The organism is Ewingella americana ATCC 33852 (genome assembly GCF_000735345.1).
Classification (GTDB): domain Bacteria; phylum Pseudomonadota; class Gammaproteobacteria; order Enterobacterales; family Enterobacteriaceae; genus Ewingella; species Ewingella americana.
Genome location: NZ_JMPJ01000018.1, coordinates 62,682 through 76,384 on the forward strand (window position 1 = coordinate 62,682; position 13,703 = coordinate 76,384).

At 52.5% G+C, this 13,703-nt stretch carries 14 protein-coding genes and 1 pseudogene; 13 read left to right on the forward strand and 2 right to left on the reverse strand.

What is annotated here, in order from left to right; all coding sequences use genetic code 11:
- The 10 genes and pseudogenes from cysC (at position 1) to rpoS (ending at position 7,561) form a co-directional block, all read left to right on the forward strand.
- Entirely contained in the window at positions 1–621 is a 621-nt protein-coding gene (cysC, locus tag GEAM_RS01835) for an adenylyl-sulfate kinase (RefSeq protein ID WP_034787448.1), read from the forward strand.
- A gap of 60 nt (positions 622–681) precedes the next feature.
- Positions 682–1,038, forward strand: a complete 357-nt coding sequence (locus GEAM_RS01840; protein ID WP_034787450.1) for a DUF3561 family protein — start codon at positions 682–684, stop codon at positions 1,036–1,038.
- A gap of 245 nt (positions 1,039–1,283) precedes the next feature.
- Positions 1,284–1,622 (forward strand): cell division protein FtsB, encoded by a 339-nt coding sequence (gene ftsB, locus GEAM_RS01845; protein ID WP_034787453.1) that lies wholly within the window; start codon positions 1,284–1,286, stop codon positions 1,620–1,622.
- Between the two features lie 2 nt (positions 1,623–1,624).
- On the forward strand, positions 1,625–2,344 hold the full coding sequence (gene ispD / locus GEAM_RS01850; RefSeq protein ID WP_034787455.1) for a 2-C-methyl-D-erythritol 4-phosphate cytidylyltransferase: 720 nt from the start codon (positions 1,625–1,627) through the stop codon (positions 2,342–2,344).
- A complete protein-coding gene (ispF, locus tag GEAM_RS01855; RefSeq protein WP_034787457.1) occupies positions 2,344–2,817 on the forward strand; it encodes a 2-C-methyl-D-erythritol 2,4-cyclodiphosphate synthase in 474 nt (157 codons plus the stop codon). The genes ispD and ispF overlap by 1 nt, the downstream gene beginning before the upstream one ends.
- An 18-nt stretch (positions 2,818–2,835) precedes the next feature.
- On the forward strand, positions 2,836–3,882 hold the full coding sequence (gene truD / locus GEAM_RS01860; RefSeq protein WP_034787625.1) for a tRNA pseudouridine(13) synthase TruD: 1,047 nt from the start codon (positions 2,836–2,838) through the stop codon (positions 3,880–3,882).
- Positions 3,863–4,627 (forward strand): 5'/3'-nucleotidase SurE, encoded by a 765-nt coding sequence (gene surE / locus GEAM_RS01865; RefSeq protein WP_034787460.1) that lies wholly within the window; start codon positions 3,863–3,865, stop codon positions 4,625–4,627. Before truD ends, surE begins: the two co-directional genes overlap by 20 nt.
- On the forward strand, positions 4,617–5,243 hold the full coding sequence (locus GEAM_RS01870; protein WP_034787463.1) for a protein-L-isoaspartate(D-aspartate) O-methyltransferase: 627 nt from the start codon (positions 4,617–4,619) through the stop codon (positions 5,241–5,243). Before surE ends, GEAM_RS01870 begins: the two co-directional genes overlap by 11 nt.
- A 240-nt stretch (positions 5,244–5,483) precedes the next feature.
- The gene (gene nlpD, locus GEAM_RS01875) at positions 5,484–6,509 is read left to right on the forward strand and encodes a murein hydrolase activator NlpD (protein WP_072009849.1); all 1,026 of its coding nucleotides are present in this window, start codon (positions 5,484–5,486) and stop codon (positions 6,507–6,509) included.
- Between the two features lie 50 nt (positions 6,510–6,559).
- A pseudogene (gene rpoS / locus GEAM_RS01880) lies at positions 6,560–7,561 on the forward strand (RNA polymerase sigma factor RpoS).
- A gap of 156 nt (positions 7,562–7,717) precedes the next feature.
- Here the strand turns inward: rpoS and mutS are convergent.
- Positions 7,718–10,273, reverse strand: coding sequence for a DNA mismatch repair protein MutS (gene mutS, locus GEAM_RS01885; RefSeq protein WP_034787467.1), 2,556 nt, complete (start codon positions 10,271–10,273; stop codon positions 7,718–7,720).
- Between the two features lie 351 nt (positions 10,274–10,624).
- Between mutS and GEAM_RS23245 the strand changes: the two genes are divergently transcribed.
- Positions 10,625–10,792, forward strand: coding sequence for a hypothetical protein (locus GEAM_RS23245; RefSeq protein WP_167333518.1), 168 nt, complete (start codon positions 10,625–10,627; stop codon positions 10,790–10,792).
- Here GEAM_RS23245 and GEAM_RS01890 read toward each other — a convergent pair.
- The gene (locus GEAM_RS01890; RefSeq protein ID WP_034787629.1) at positions 10,789–11,406 is read right to left on the reverse strand and encodes a Fic/DOC family protein; all 618 of its coding nucleotides are present in this window, start codon (positions 11,404–11,406) and stop codon (positions 10,789–10,791) included. The genes GEAM_RS23245 and GEAM_RS01890 overlap by 4 nt on opposite strands.
- Before the next feature lie 1,241 nt (positions 11,407–12,647).
- On the opposite strand from GEAM_RS01890, the gene GEAM_RS01895 reads away from it, so the two are divergent.
- Together GEAM_RS01895 and tssJ are read left to right on the forward strand one after the other, a co-directional pair.
- On the forward strand, positions 12,648–13,151 hold the full coding sequence (locus GEAM_RS01895) for a hypothetical protein (RefSeq protein WP_084674017.1): 504 nt from the start codon (positions 12,648–12,650) through the stop codon (positions 13,149–13,151).
- Between the two features lie 20 nt (positions 13,152–13,171).
- Positions 13,172–13,687 carry a type VI secretion system lipoprotein TssJ gene (gene tssJ / locus GEAM_RS01900; protein ID WP_034787469.1) on the forward strand — a complete coding sequence of 172 codons (516 nt, stop codon included), beginning with the start codon at positions 13,172–13,174 and terminating at the stop codon, positions 13,685–13,687.
- Positions 13,688–13,703: the final 16 nt, after the last annotated feature.

A 13,703-nucleotide genomic window follows, 5' to 3' on the forward strand; every position in this document is an offset into this window, starting at 1 on the left:
ATGGCGTTACCCGACGCAAATTTGAAAGATGAAAACGTCGTCTGGCACCCGCACGCGGTAACGCGTGCGGACCGGGAGCAGAAGCACGGTCATAAAGGTGTGGTGCTGTGGTTCACCGGCCTGTCAGGCTCGGGCAAATCCACGGTCGCTGGCGCGCTTGAGCAGGCGCTGCACGCGATTGGCGTGAGCACCTATCTGCTTGATGGCGACAACGTGCGCCACGGCCTGTGCCGCGATTTGGGCTTCTCTGATGACGATCGGCGGGAAAACATCCGCCGCGTCGGTGAAGTCGCCAAGCTGATGGTTGATGCCGGGCTGGTGGTGCTCACCGCTTTTATCTCTCCGCACCGTGCCGAGCGAGATATGGTGCGGGATCTGCTGGATAAAGATCAGTTTATTGAGATCTTTGTTGATACGCCGCTGGCCATCTGTGAGGCGCGAGATCCCAAAGGTTTATACAAGAAAGCTCGCGCCGGCGAGTTGAAAAACTTCACTGGAATTGACTCTGTTTACCAAGCGCCAGAAGCCCCAGATGTGCACCTCGATGGCGAACAATTGGTAACACATTTAGTCCCGCAATTGTTAGATGTACTGCGCCGCCACGCTATTATCAAACCCTGAAGGTTTCCGGCCGCTGCTCAAACAGCAGGCCGGTTTACACTGAACTACAGGGATCACTTTATGCAGGCATTACTTCACCGAATAGTGAGTCGGATCCGTGACGAGAGCAGCGATGCCGCGTCTAAAGATCGGGCTGTGGATGCCGAAGAACCCTCATATTCTATGTTTGGCGGCACGGCGGGTTTTGTCTTCTATTGGCTAGCCTTTGCCATTCCCTTCATGATGTACGGCTCTAACACACTGTTTTTCTTTCTCTATACTTGGCCGTTTTTCCTCGCGCTGGTGCCCATTTCCGTGCTGATTGGGATTGCCTTCAGCATGCTGTTTAGCGGCAACTGGTGGCGAACGCTGGCAGCGACTGGGGTCGTGGTCATCGGCATGTTTTGGACTATCTTCTCGTTTCTTTCCGGCTGGTAAACTCTTCTGTCTGTTCAATCATCGACAATCTCCCTTGGTTCACTAGATTCTCGCGGCCACTGTGGTTATCCGGCGGCAGAGGTTCTGGGTGTTTTATCGTCAATTTCTTATCTCTATGTAAGTCATTGTGTCATTCTCACCCATAATTACCTGCTTAAGTCTGAATCTCACCGGCATTTTCCCTCTCAGTGTGGAGTCGGAATGAAAGTTGTGGGATGATTGTTCGGCTTTTTTAGGGGGCGGGGATGGGCAAATTAACGCTGCTGTTATTGGTTTTGCTTGGCTGGTTACAGTATTCGCTGTGGCTGGGTAAGAATGGTATTCACGATTATGTTCGTGTGAATGATGACGTTCAGGTACAGCAGGCCAACAACGGCAAACTGAAGTCACGCAATGATCAACTCTTTGCTGAAATCGATGATTTGACCGGTGGTCAGGAAGCTATCGAAGAACGCGCACGTAATGAACTGGGCATGATTAAGCCCGGTGAGACTTTCTATCGTCTGGTGCCAGACCAATCCAAACGAAATGCAGGGATGAGTTCTTCTCAAAACAATGCTTCGCAAAACAACCTAAAACAATAGCTATGAGCGACATCGCAGTTTCCTCTTCAGAGATTATTGCTGTCTTGCCCGCTGCCGGTATCGGCAGCCGCATGCAGACAGAGTGCCCCAAGCAGTACCTTTCTATCGGCGGCAAGACGCTGATTGAACACTCAATCAACGCATTACTTCGCAGCCCGCGCGTCACTAAAGTGGTGGTTTCACTTAGCCCGCACGATACCCAATTCAACAGTTTGCCTATCGCGCAAGACGCCCGCATTCAGAGTGTTATCGGTGGCGCACAGCGAGCGGACTCGGTAATGGCCGGGCTAGAAGCTGCAGGCTCTCACGGCTGGGTGCTGGTACACGACGCCGCGCGGCCTTGCCTGCACATCGACGACCTCAATCGTTTATTGGGGATTTCAGCCACCAGTCGCGTAGGCGGTATTCTGGCCGCGCCGGTGCGAGATACCATGAAACGCGGAGAGCCTGGCGTGAGCGCCATTGCCCACACCGTGGATCGCGAAGATCTGTGGCACGCGCTAACGCCGCAGTTTTTCCCCCTCGAATTACTCAAAACCTGTTTGCGCCGCGCATTAAATGAAGGGGCAACCATCACAGATGAAGCTTCTGCAATGGAATATTGTGGGTTTCATCCTATGCTGATTGCCGGGCGCTCAGACAATATTAAAGTCACTCGGCCTGAAGATTTGGCCTTGGCAGAATTCTATTTAACCCAGTTGTATCAAAAGGAGAACGCATAATGCGTATCGGTCACGGTTTTGACGTGCATAAATTCGGCGGCGAAGGCCCATTGGTGATCGGCGGAGTGCGTATCCCTTACCCGCAAGGTTTACTGGCTCACTCAGACGGCGACGTCGCGCTGCATGCAGCCACTGACGCCATTCTGGGCGCGGCAGCCATGGGCGACATCGGCAAGTTGTTCCCAGACACCGACCCTGCCTACAAAGGCGCGGACAGCCGCGAACTGCTGCGTGAAGCCTATCGCCGCGTGCGTGCCAAAGGCTACACGCTGGGCAATCTGGATATCACCATCATTGCTCAGGCACCTAAAATGGCGCCGCACATCCCACAGATGCGTGTGTTTTTGGCCGAAGATTTAGAGTGCCATATGGATGAGGTGAACGTAAAAGCCACCACAACCGAACAATTAGGTTTCACTGGCCGTGGCGAAGGCATCGCCTGCGAAGCCGTTGTCCTGCTGATCAAGGACTGAGTTTTGGAAAATAACCCGATGGATATGTCCCGCCTGACTTGGCTTTACGGTGAACCTGCTTCGACTGGCAAGCTGAAAGCCAACCCGGAAGATTTCATTGTTGAGGAAGATCTCGGCTTTGAGCCTGACGGTGAGGGTGAGCATCTGCTGGTGCGTATCCGTAAAAATGGCTGCAACACTCAGTTTGTAGCCGAACAGCTGGCGCGCTTTGCGGGGATCCATCCGCGCTCTGTCAGCTACGCGGGTTTGAAAGACCGCCACGCGGTGACCGAACAGTGGTTTTGCGTGCATCTTCCGGGTAAAGAAGACCCTGATTTAAGCCAATTCGCGCTCGAAGGCTGCGAGGTGATCCGCGCCGCCCGTCATCGCAAGAAAATGCGTATCGGTACCCTGAAAGGCAATGCTTTTACCTTGGTGCTGCGCCAGCTGAGCGATATCGGCGATGTCGAGGCGCGCTTGCAGCAAGTGGCAGAGCAGGGCGTGCCGAACTATTTTGGCGAGCAGCGTTTTGGCCGTGGTGGCAATAACCTGATTCAGGCCGCGCGCTGGGCGAATAATGAGATTCGCGTCAAAGAGCGCCCTAAGCGTAGTTTTTACCTTTCCGCCAGCCGCAGCGCGATGTTCAACCTCATCGCCAGCCAGCGTTTAGCCGATAATACTCAGCGTCAGGTGATGCTGGGTGACGCCTTGCAGTTGAGCGGGCGCGGCAGCTGGTTTGTGGCCAAAGAAGATGAATTTGACACGCTCCAGCCACGTGTTAATAGTAATGAATTGCTGATAACCGCCCCATTGCCGGGTGATGGCCCGCTAGGCACCACCGACGCCGCTGAGGCGTTTGAGCAGGGCTGTCTGGCGGAGTGCGCCACGTTATTATCATTAATTAAGCGCGAACGCGTTGAACCGGCTCGCCGTGCAGTGATGCTCCAGCCTTTAGATATCAGCTGGAAGCGTTGGGACGATGTCACACTTGAGCTGAAATTCTGGCTTCCTGCTGGCAGTTTTGCGACCAGCGTGGTGCGAGAACTGATGCGCCAGGAAAATTTTGATGCGGATATTGCTGAGTAATGACGACGGCGTTTTAGCGCCGGGTATCCAGACGTTGGCTGCGGCTTTACGCCAGTTCGCCGACGTTAAGCTGGTTGCCCCCGATCGCAATCGCAGTGGTGCGTCCAACGCGTTAACGCTGGACGGCCCGCTGCGTATTCAGTCATACCCAAATGGCGACACCGCGGTGATTCAGGGGACGCCAACCGACTGTGTTTACTTGGGCGTTAACTCACTGATGCGCCCGCGTCCCGATATTGTGGTATCAGGCATCAACGCCGGGCCAAATCTCGGTGACGATGTTATCTATTCCGGCACGGTTGCCGCCGCGATGGAAGGCCGCCACTTGGGCTTCCCGGCGCTGGCGGTCTCGCTGGATGGTCATCAGCACTATGATACTGCCGCCGCGATAACCTGTCGCATTCTGCGCGCGTTGGCCACTGAGCCGCTGCGCACTGGCAAAATTCTTAATATCAATGTCCCTGACCTGCCTCTCTCGGAGATTAAGGGTATCCGCGTCACCCGTTGCGGGAGTCGTCATCCGGCTGAGCAGGTCTTTTGCCAGCAGGATCCGCGCGGTCAGGATATGTATTGGATTGGGCCACCGGGTGATAAGTTTGATATTGCGCCGGACACCGATTTCGCGGCCGTCGCACAGGGTTATGTCTCTGTCACGCCTCTTCAGGTCGATTTAACCGCCTACGCTGCACAGGATGTGGTGAGCGGATGGATAGCCAAAGTCGGGGTCAACAGGCATGGTGAATAAACCGATGTATAACCTGCTCGAGCAGCTTCGCCAGCAGGGCATTCATGATGAGAACCTGCTGCACGCCATTGAAAAAGTGCCGCGGGAACGCTTTGTCGATGAAGCTTTCCAACACAAAGCTTATGAAAATACCGCCTTGCCGATTGGCTCGGGCCAGACGATTTCTCAGCCCTATACCGTGGCGCGTATGACCGAGCTGCTGCGCCTCACGGCGACTTCGCGAGTGCTGGAAATCGGCACCGGGTCGGGCTATCAGACGGCTATTTTGGCGCATCTGGTTGAGCACGTGTTCTCTGTCGAACGCATCAAAGGTCTGCAATGGCAGGCCAAGCGTCGCCTCAAACAGCTGGATCTGCATAATGTCTCGACCCGCCACGGCGATGGTTGGGAAGGCTGGCCTTCGCGTGGCCCGTTTGACGCCATTATCGTGACCGCCGCCCCTCTGGAAATTCCTCAGGACTTACTCCAGCAACTTGATGATGGCGGCGTGATGATCCTTCCCGTTGGCGAACAGAATCAGGTGCTGCAACGCATTACTCGTCGCGGTAACGACTTTGTGGTTGAGACCATCGAATCGGTCCGTTTTGTGCCATTAGTGAAAGGTGAGTTAGCCTAAACTCTGCCTTTGGCGATGAGTTTCAGGACTAAGCCCTTAAAATTTAAATACAACTGTAATATGGTGCTGTACTTGTGATGTTGATAGCATCCACTACAGTTTTTTACTGTCGCCATCTGGCTGGCTTCTTATCCGCCCGGATGTGTTCTCTGCGAACAACGTGCTAATTGGCACAAAGCCCGCCAGATGTGGGGTTGTTCGCGGAAAGATAGATTCTGAGATTGCCGTAACGGGGGAAATATGAGCACGGGAAGCCCAATTAAAACCTTAAGCCGCATTGCGGTGTGTACGTTTATTAGCGCCTGGATGGTGGGATGTAGCAATAATGCATCGACGTCAGCCCCTATTAGCAGTGTAAACGGCGGTGGAGGAGGTCAGAATACTCCGAATTCAGCCCCGGTAAATGTCGCCAGCGCGCCTAATATCGCCGCGACAAACCAGCAGGGTCACATCGTTTATAACCGCAGTTACAGCACCATTCCGAAAGGCAGTTACAGCGGAAGTACTTATCAAGTTAAGCGTGGAGATACGCTTTTCTACATCGCCTGGATCACCGGCAATGACTTCCGAGACCTTGCGGCACGTAACAATATCCCCGCGCCTTATGGTTTAGAGGTCGGTCAAACTATTCAGATTAACAACGTCTCCTCGAATGCCAGCACCGGTGGAATGTTAGCCACCACGGATGCGACTAAAGGTGGCGTGCCAACAGCACCAAGCGCCGGAATGATGCAAGGTACGGTGGTTGCATCTCAACCAACTACCACGTATTCTGAATCTCCGGGTAAACAGAATGTAGGTAAAATGTTGCCTTCATCAGGTGTAGTTACCACCACAGCACCTGTTGCCGTAGCCAGTACTCCTGTCACTAGTACCACGAACAATGGCGGTCCAGTTTCTTCTTGGAAATGGCCGACAGACGGGAAAATTATCGATAATTTCTCAGCTTCTGAAGGGGGAAATAAGGGGATCGATATCGCTGGTTCGCGTGGACAACCTGTCTTAGCCACCGCCTCAGGGCGCGTTGTTTATGCAGGTAATGCTCTTCGCGGTTACGGTAATCTGATCATCATTAAACACAATGATGATTACCTCTCCGCCTATGCACATAACGATTCAATGCTGGTCCGGGAACAACAAGAAGTGCAGGCGGGTCAGAAAATAGCAACCATGGGTAGCACCGGAACCAGTTCAGTAAGATTACATTTTGAAATTCGTTACAAGGGGAAATCCGTAAACCCGCTGCGTTATCTTCCGCAGCGATAAATCGGGCAGAGTCTTGATTCTGCCCTCGGGACCACGGGTAGGAGCAGCTTATGAGTCAGAATACGCTGAAAGTTAACGAGTTACATGATGATGTAGATTTCGATGAGAACAGCGCTGAAGCCTTTGACGAGAAAGCAAATGTCGAAGAGACTGCCGATAACGACACTATTGATGCGGATGCTGAAGAAGAGTTGTTATCGCAGGCTGTAAGCCAACGAGTGCTGGACGCAACTCAACTGTACCTTGGTGAGATCGGTTACTCTCCTCTGCTTACCGCAGAAGAAGAGGTTTATTTTGCACGGCGTGCGCTGTGAGGGGATGTTCCATCTCGCCGCCGTATGATTGAAAGTAACTTGCGTTTGGTGGTTAAAATAGCCCGCCGCTACAGTAATCGCGGACTGGCACTGTTGGATTTGATCGAAGAAGGTAACTTAGGTCTGATCCGCGCAGTTGAAAAGTTTGACCCAGAGCGCGGTTTCCGTTTTTCAACTTACGCTACATGGTGGATTCGACAGACAATTGAACGGGCGATTATGAATCAAACCCGTACCATTCGTTTGCCAATCCATATCGTTAAAGAACTGAACGTTTACTTGCGTACTGCACGTGAACTTGCACATAAACTTGACCATGAGCCAAGTGCTGAAGAGATTGCTGAGCAACTCGACAAACCGGTCCATGACGTCAGCCGTATGTTGCGCCTGAATGAGCGTATTACCTCAGTAGATACCCCGTTGGGTGGTGACTCTGAGAAAGCGCTGTTAGATATTCTGGCCGACGAAAAAGAAAACGGTCCTGAAGACACCACGCAAGACGACGATATGAAACAGAGTATCGTGAAGTGGTTATTCGAGTTGAATGCAAAACAACGTGAAGTTCTGGCCCGCCGCTTTGGCCTGTTAGGTTATGAAGCAGCGACGCTGGAAGATGTGGGCCGTGAGATCGGCCTGACGCGTGAACGAGTTCGTCAGATTCAGGTTGAAGGGTTGCGCCGCCTGCGCGAGATTTTGCAGGCACAAGGGCTGAGTATCGAAGCTCTATTTCGCGAATAATTTTATCGCTTAGCAACACGACAAGCTGACTGACTATTTGGTTAGCACAGCGTTACCAATAAAAAGGGCGAGGTATGTAAATACCTCGCCCTTTTTCTATTTATGTTTTTTGTCTCGAGTTAGGGTTTCTATCTCGAGCTTATGGCACTCGGAGAGTTACACCATATCCTTCAGACGATAGATCCACTCCAGCGCCTGACGCGGCGAGAGTGAGTCGGCATCCAGCGCCTCCAGAGCTTCTACGGCTGGGGACACTTCTTCCGTCAGTAGCGCCAACTGCGGCCCGTCCACCTTGCTGGCTGCGGCGCTGTTGGACAGCGTTTCCAGCTCTTTCAGCTTCTGACGCGCACGTTTAATCACGTCACGCGGCACGCCCGCCAGCGCGGCAACCGCCAGACCATAGCTCTTGCTGGCTGCTCCTTCCTGCACGCTGTGCATAAAGGCGATGGTGTCGCCGTGCTCGATGGCATCCAGATGGATATTCACCGTGCCTTCCATCTTCTCCGGCAGGGTGGTCAGTTCAAAATAGTGGGTGGCAAACAGCGTCATGGCTTTGATACGACTGGCGAGGTTCTCCGCACAGGCCCAAGCCAGAGACAGACCATCATAGGTCGAGGTGCCGCGCCCAATCTCATCCATCAGCACCAGACTGTTTTCAGTGGCGTTGTGCAGGATATTGGCGGTTTCGGTCATTTCGACCATAAAGGTGGAGCGGCCAGAAGCCAGATCGTCCGCCGCGCCTACGCGGGTGAAGATCCTGTCTACCGGGCCGATCACTGCCTGATCCGCCGGCACGTAGCAGCCAATGTGCGCCATCAGCACGATCAGCGCCGCCTGACGCATGTAAGTACTCTTACCGCCCATGTTCGGACCGGTGATGATCAGCATCCGGCGCTGCGGCGACATCGCCAGCGGGTTGGAGATAAACGGCTCGCTTAGCACCTGTTCCACTACCGGGTGACGACCCCCAGTGATGTTAATGCCCGGCTTCTCACTCAGCGTCGGGCAGGTGTAGTTCAGGGTGTAAGCGCGCTCGGCCAAATTGCTCAACACGTCCAGCTCGGCCAAGGCAGCCGCGCTTTGTTGCAGGGCATCAAGGTGCGGCATCAACAGGTCGAACAACTCTTCATACAGAGCTTTTTCAAGCGAAAGCGCCTTGCCCTTCGAGGTCAGAACCTTGTCTTCATACTCTTTCAACTCAGGAATAATGTAGCGCTCGGCATTTTTCAGCGTCTGGCGGCGCACATAGTGGATCGGCACTAAGTGGCTCTGACCACGGCTGACCTGAATGAAATAGCCGTGTACGCCGTTAAAGCCAACCTTCAGCGTGTCCAACCCAAGCTTCTCGCGTTCGCGGATCTCAAGCTGGTCGAGGTAATCCGTCGCGCCATCGGCCAATGCGCGCCATTCGTCTAACTCGGCGTTGTAGCCCGGCGCAATCACGCCGCCGTCACGCACCAGCACGGGTGGAGATTCAATAATGGCGCGCTCTAGCAATTCCACCAGCTCGTTGAATTCGCCGCAGTTTTTGACCAGCGTCTGGATGTGCGCGGGTTCTAAAGGCTGGAGCAGGGCGCGGATCTCCGGCAGCTGCTGCAAGGCATGGCGCATACGAGCCAGATCGCGTGGACGTGCGCTGCGCAGAGCCAGACGAGCCAGGATCCTCTCTAAATCGCCGACTTGGCGCAGCACAGGCTGCAAATCGGGGGTGAGATCCTGCAAAGAGCCAAGCGCCTGCTGGCGATTCCGCAATACCTTGGCATCGCGGGTAGGCATGTGGATCCAGCGTTTGAGCATGCGGCTGCCCATTGGCGTTACCGCCTGATCCAGAATCGCCGCCAGCGTGTTTTCAACGCCGCCAGAGAGGTTTTGGGTCAGTTCCAGATTTCGGCGAGTGGCGGCATCCATAATAATGCCGTCCTGCAAACGTTCCATGGTCACGCCGCGAATGTGCGGCAGGGCGGTGCGCTGGGTATCTTTCACATATTGCAGCAGACATCCCGCCGCGCGCAGCGCCTGCGGAGCCTGTTCGACGCCAAAGCCGCTCAGGTCGCGAGTGCCAAACTGCAAGTTAAGCTGCTGCTTGGCGGTTTCCAGCTCGAACTCCCACATCGGGCGGCGGCGCAGGCCACGGCGCGACGAGATAAGCGACATGGACTCGAAACTTTCAGGATAGAGCAGTTCGGCAGGGTTGGTGCGTTGGATCTCCGCCGCCATGGTTTCTAAATCTTCAGGCTGGGCCACGCGGAAGCGGCCTGAACTGATGTCCAGCGTGGCATAACCAAAGCCGCGACCGTCCTGCCAGATAGCCGCCAGCAGGTTGTCGTGGCGCTCGTTGAGCAGCGCTTCATCACTGACCGTGCCGGGCGTCACAATGCGCACGACTTTACGTTCGACCGGCCCTTTACTTAGCGCCGGATCGCCGATTTGTTCGCAAATCGCCACGGATTCGCCCAGTTGCACCAGCTTGGCTAAATAGCCTTCCACGGCATGATAAGGCACGCCCGCCATAGGGATCGGCTCACCCGCCGAAGCGCCGCGCTTAGTCAGGGAGATATCCAGCAGTTGCGATGCACGTCGCGCATCGTCATAAAACAGTTCGTAGAAGTCCCCCATACGATAAAACATCAAAATCTCTGGGTTTTCAGCTTTGAGGCGCAGGTACTGCTGCATCATCGGGGTATGGGAATCCAGGCTTGCATTATCAGTCATAGACTTCGTCTTATTAATCCATTGAATTTAAAGTTGATTGTGATTTTTTATTGTTGTCATTCGTCATCACGTTTTGGCTAAGAGAATCCGCATTTGTGACTCGAAGAGTCGCGGATTTTCACCCCGCTATACTAGCCCAGCGAGCAATCTGCTGTCACAGGTAAAAGTTCGAGAGGGGCCGCAAAGTGAAATTGCAATGACCCTTTGGAGTTGCATGGACTTAAGATAGTCAGTGAGAGATGCACTGGGCGGCGTGTTTTTGGGGAGTGGATTCTGTGAAGAGTTATCTAAACTTTGATATACTCACTATCGGTACTTATGACCTGCAAATTTGCGTTTTTAGGAGCCAAAATGAGCGATAACAAAAAAATGCGTGGTTCTTACACCAAGCCATCTCGTACTGACATTGCGCGCTCTGTCGCAACGTCGACGGCGGTTGAAACGGGTCAGCCCTCTGACAGGGTTGAAGCTTCACTTGAAGCGGCGCGCAAAAAATTCGCACATCTCCGCCTTGCCTAATCCCTTCTTAATGCCGTGCTAGTCCAGTGTTTCATCGGCTCGTAGTTCATTGATATTCCCGCGTGAATAGCCGAGATATATTGGGCTTTGTTTTGCTCCCAGCTTTGATAATCCAACGTTTTATACCCAGCCTGAACCGCCATCACGTCAGCCAACAGTCGTGACAAACGCCCGTTTCCTTCCCTAAAGGGATGAATGAGTATCAGCTCAACGTGGATTATGGCGATAGCTTCAACTAACTGTTCTTCGCTCATATCTACACAGGGCGTGTAACGACCAAGATATTGCCTATCGAAATCGTTCAGCAACTTGGCCACGCGTGTCGACGGGGCAAACATAAAGCCCCCTTTGCTGATATTCACCGTCCTTTCTTGACCCGCCCATTCATAGATGTTGCCTAACCAGCGATGGTGCCAACTTTTCAGCATCCCAACGCTGAGCTGCCCTAGCGGAAAATATTGCTCAAAAACAGACTGATAGAGCTGCTCGAGTAGCACCAGCTCGGCACTGTCGATCTCGTCTGCAACAGTAACCCCAAGTTTATTCGCCAAAACCTCTCCGCCAGAATCTTTCTCATACTGACCTTCGTTACTAGACACGTGGTATCGGTTCATGAGTACGCTCGGGAAGGGTGATTGCAGGAGAGGGGAACTTATTTTGTGATGTTTATTGTTGTCATTCGTCATCACGTTTTGGCTAAGAGAGTCCGCGTTTGTCACTCGAAGAGTCGCGGATTTTCACCCCGCTATACTAGCCCAGCGAGCAATCTGCTGTCACAGGTAAAAGTTCGAGAGGAGCCGCAAAGTGAGAATGTAAATCCCTGCAACAAGTTGGGTTAAATGAGGTTTGCCGCAAGGGTAGAGGGCCGTCTGGCAACAGGCTCAACGTTAAAAAGTAGACATTAGAAGTTTAGGCGGGGGAATCACAGCGTAAAGGCTATTTTGTTGGATTTTTGTTATGAGTTTTAGCAGCAGAAAGGGGGAGAAAACAGTTCAGTTGACGCTGGGGCTAGCGCATTTAATTCCCTAAAAATTAATATGATTATCATTTTTACTTAACCATAACTTGTGAGTTTTATCCTAATCCTCTTCGTTTTAACCTCCCTTCACGTTAGTGCCATTTGGCTTAACTACACTTTTTATGCCAAAAGAGAATTTCTATATTCCATTTGGAGATATTAAAAACCGATCTAAATCAACCTGATAGAATATTCAAAAAAAAATCTAATAAAAACAGTCTATAAATGTAATCGCTTATCTTAATTGATGTTCCGCGCTGTTACCCCCGTTGTAAATATGTAAAGGTTTAGTAAAATGATCAGCATTACTGAACAATAACATTAGTTACTTATCTCTAGATTAGGATTAGTCTGCTTCCTAAGGGCGGTAGCGTTCCCGATCGCTAGCACTTTGAAATGCTTTGTAACGGAATCGCGAAAACTGACACTTATTGGCCAGGTTTCCGCTTGATTCAATCCGTTTATTGTTAGCTGATGTGGTCAAAAAATGCTCGGGCCACGCGAATGAGTTCTGTGATGTGAAAGTGGTTAACTTTCCCCCTAAATGACGTAGGGACAGCAGCGTTTTATCCAATCTTTTAAGATGATGTTGGATAATTTAAAGTGGATTTTTCCATCAATCTTATTTCCGCTAGCCTTGCTACATCTCCCTCCGTCGGTTGTTACTGCATTAATCCCCAACGTCTGGTTTTCATTTTCCCTGAGTTTTATTCAGGCCCGCTCTCTGTCTGGCCTGATGTAAAGCTTGGGCGCAATCGCCGTGCCTGATGGCAACGGGATTCAGCTTGTACTTCAAGAAATCTTTATTTTTCAATTAACTGCCAAATCATGAGGCTTATGGTGAAAATTCAAATCGCGCTTTCTCTGCTTTTAGTTGCATTGGTTTCTGGCTGTAAAGCGCCGCCACCGCCACCTGTCACTGATGACACCGTGGTTTCCAGCACGGTTGATGGCGTCACCTTGACCTACCGTCACGCGGTTACGCCGCCGACCACTTTCACCCCGGTGAATGCTGAGTATCGTGCGCTGTATAACGCCTCGGTGATGACCACCCCTGACTTCGGCGGCAAGTTGGTGCGCCAACTGGTGAACGGCCAGACCTTCACCGTGCTGGGTGCGGTTGAGAACAACTGGTTAGCCGTGGCGGAAACCGGGCAGGAGCAGATGTTGGGCTATGTGCCACTGCGAGCTGGCGTTAAAAGCGAGTTGTATGAGCAAACTCTGAAGGCGGATGCGCGCCGCGTACGTCGTGCCGCACCAGCGAAGAAAACCTGTGTTTCGGTGAATGGCGATGGTCAAGCTTGCCGTAACAGCAGCAGCGGTACTTGGATTATCAACTAAACCGCGTAGGCGGGTACCCTATGATAACTTTACGTTTTTTTCGGCGTCCGGCTCTCTGGGCGCTGTTCCTGTCAGTGACGGTGTTGCTGACAGGCTGTCTCTCCTCTTCACACAGCGTTCCTTCTCGCTACGGATTGCAGTTTCAGGCTCATCCGCAGGTCAATGACTCTGCGCCACTTAAAGTGCGCGTGATGTTGTTGAAATCGGATGCGGATTTTATGTCAGCGGATTTCTACTCTCTGCAAAACAACCCTCAGGCGGTGCTGGGCGGCAACTTGCTTAACACCGAGCAGTTCTTCCTGATGTCAGGCCAGTTAAGCAAAAAGATTTCAGGACAGAGCACGGCTGACGCCCGTTACATCGGCATCATGGCGGAGTACCAGTCGCTGGATGGTAAAAAGTGGCGCATCTCGCTGCCCTTGCCTGACCCCTCTGAGAGCAGTGCCTGGAAAGTGTGGCAATGGTCTTCTGATGAGCTGAACGCCGAGATTATTGTGGATGTCAGCGGAATTCGGATGGTTAAAGACAACCACTAACGCCCTGAAACGGAAG

What these genes read in the sequence shown, in the direction of transcription:
- cysC (WP_034787448.1), top strand. Translation starts at nt 1, where the DNA reads ATGGCGTTACCCGACGCAAATTTGAAAGATGAAAACGTCGTCTGGCAC.
- GEAM_RS01840 (WP_034787450.1), top strand. Translation starts at nt 682, where the DNA reads ATGCAGGCATTACTTCACCGAATAGTGAGTCGGATCCGTGACGAGAGC.
- ftsB (WP_034787453.1), top strand. Translation starts at nt 1,284, where the DNA reads ATGGGCAAATTAACGCTGCTGTTATTGGTTTTGCTTGGCTGGTTACAG.
- ispD (WP_034787455.1), top strand. Translation starts at nt 1,625, where the DNA reads ATGAGCGACATCGCAGTTTCCTCTTCAGAGATTATTGCTGTCTTGCCC.
- ispF (WP_034787457.1), top strand. Translation starts at nt 2,344, where the DNA reads ATGCGTATCGGTCACGGTTTTGACGTGCATAAATTCGGCGGCGAAGGC.
- truD (WP_034787625.1), top strand. Translation starts at nt 2,836, where the DNA reads ATGGATATGTCCCGCCTGACTTGGCTTTACGGTGAACCTGCTTCGACT.
- surE (WP_034787460.1), top strand. Translation starts at nt 3,863, where the DNA reads ATGCGGATATTGCTGAGTAATGACGACGGCGTTTTAGCGCCGGGTATC.
- GEAM_RS01870 (WP_034787463.1), top strand. Translation starts at nt 4,617, where the DNA reads ATGGTGAATAAACCGATGTATAACCTGCTCGAGCAGCTTCGCCAGCAG.
- nlpD (WP_072009849.1), top strand. Translation starts at nt 5,484, where the DNA reads ATGAGCACGGGAAGCCCAATTAAAACCTTAAGCCGCATTGCGGTGTGT.
- mutS (WP_034787467.1), bottom strand. Translation starts at nt 10,273, where the DNA reads ATGACTGATAATGCAAGCCTGGATTCCCATACCCCGATGATGCAGCAG.
- GEAM_RS23245 (WP_167333518.1), top strand. Translation starts at nt 10,625, where the DNA reads ATGAGCGATAACAAAAAAATGCGTGGTTCTTACACCAAGCCATCTCGT.
- GEAM_RS01890 (WP_034787629.1), bottom strand. Translation starts at nt 11,406, where the DNA reads ATGAACCGATACCACGTGTCTAGTAACGAAGGTCAGTATGAGAAAGAT.
- GEAM_RS01895 (WP_084674017.1), top strand. Translation starts at nt 12,648, where the DNA reads ATGGTGAAAATTCAAATCGCGCTTTCTCTGCTTTTAGTTGCATTGGTT.
- tssJ (WP_034787469.1), top strand. Translation starts at nt 13,172, where the DNA reads ATGATAACTTTACGTTTTTTTCGGCGTCCGGCTCTCTGGGCGCTGTTC.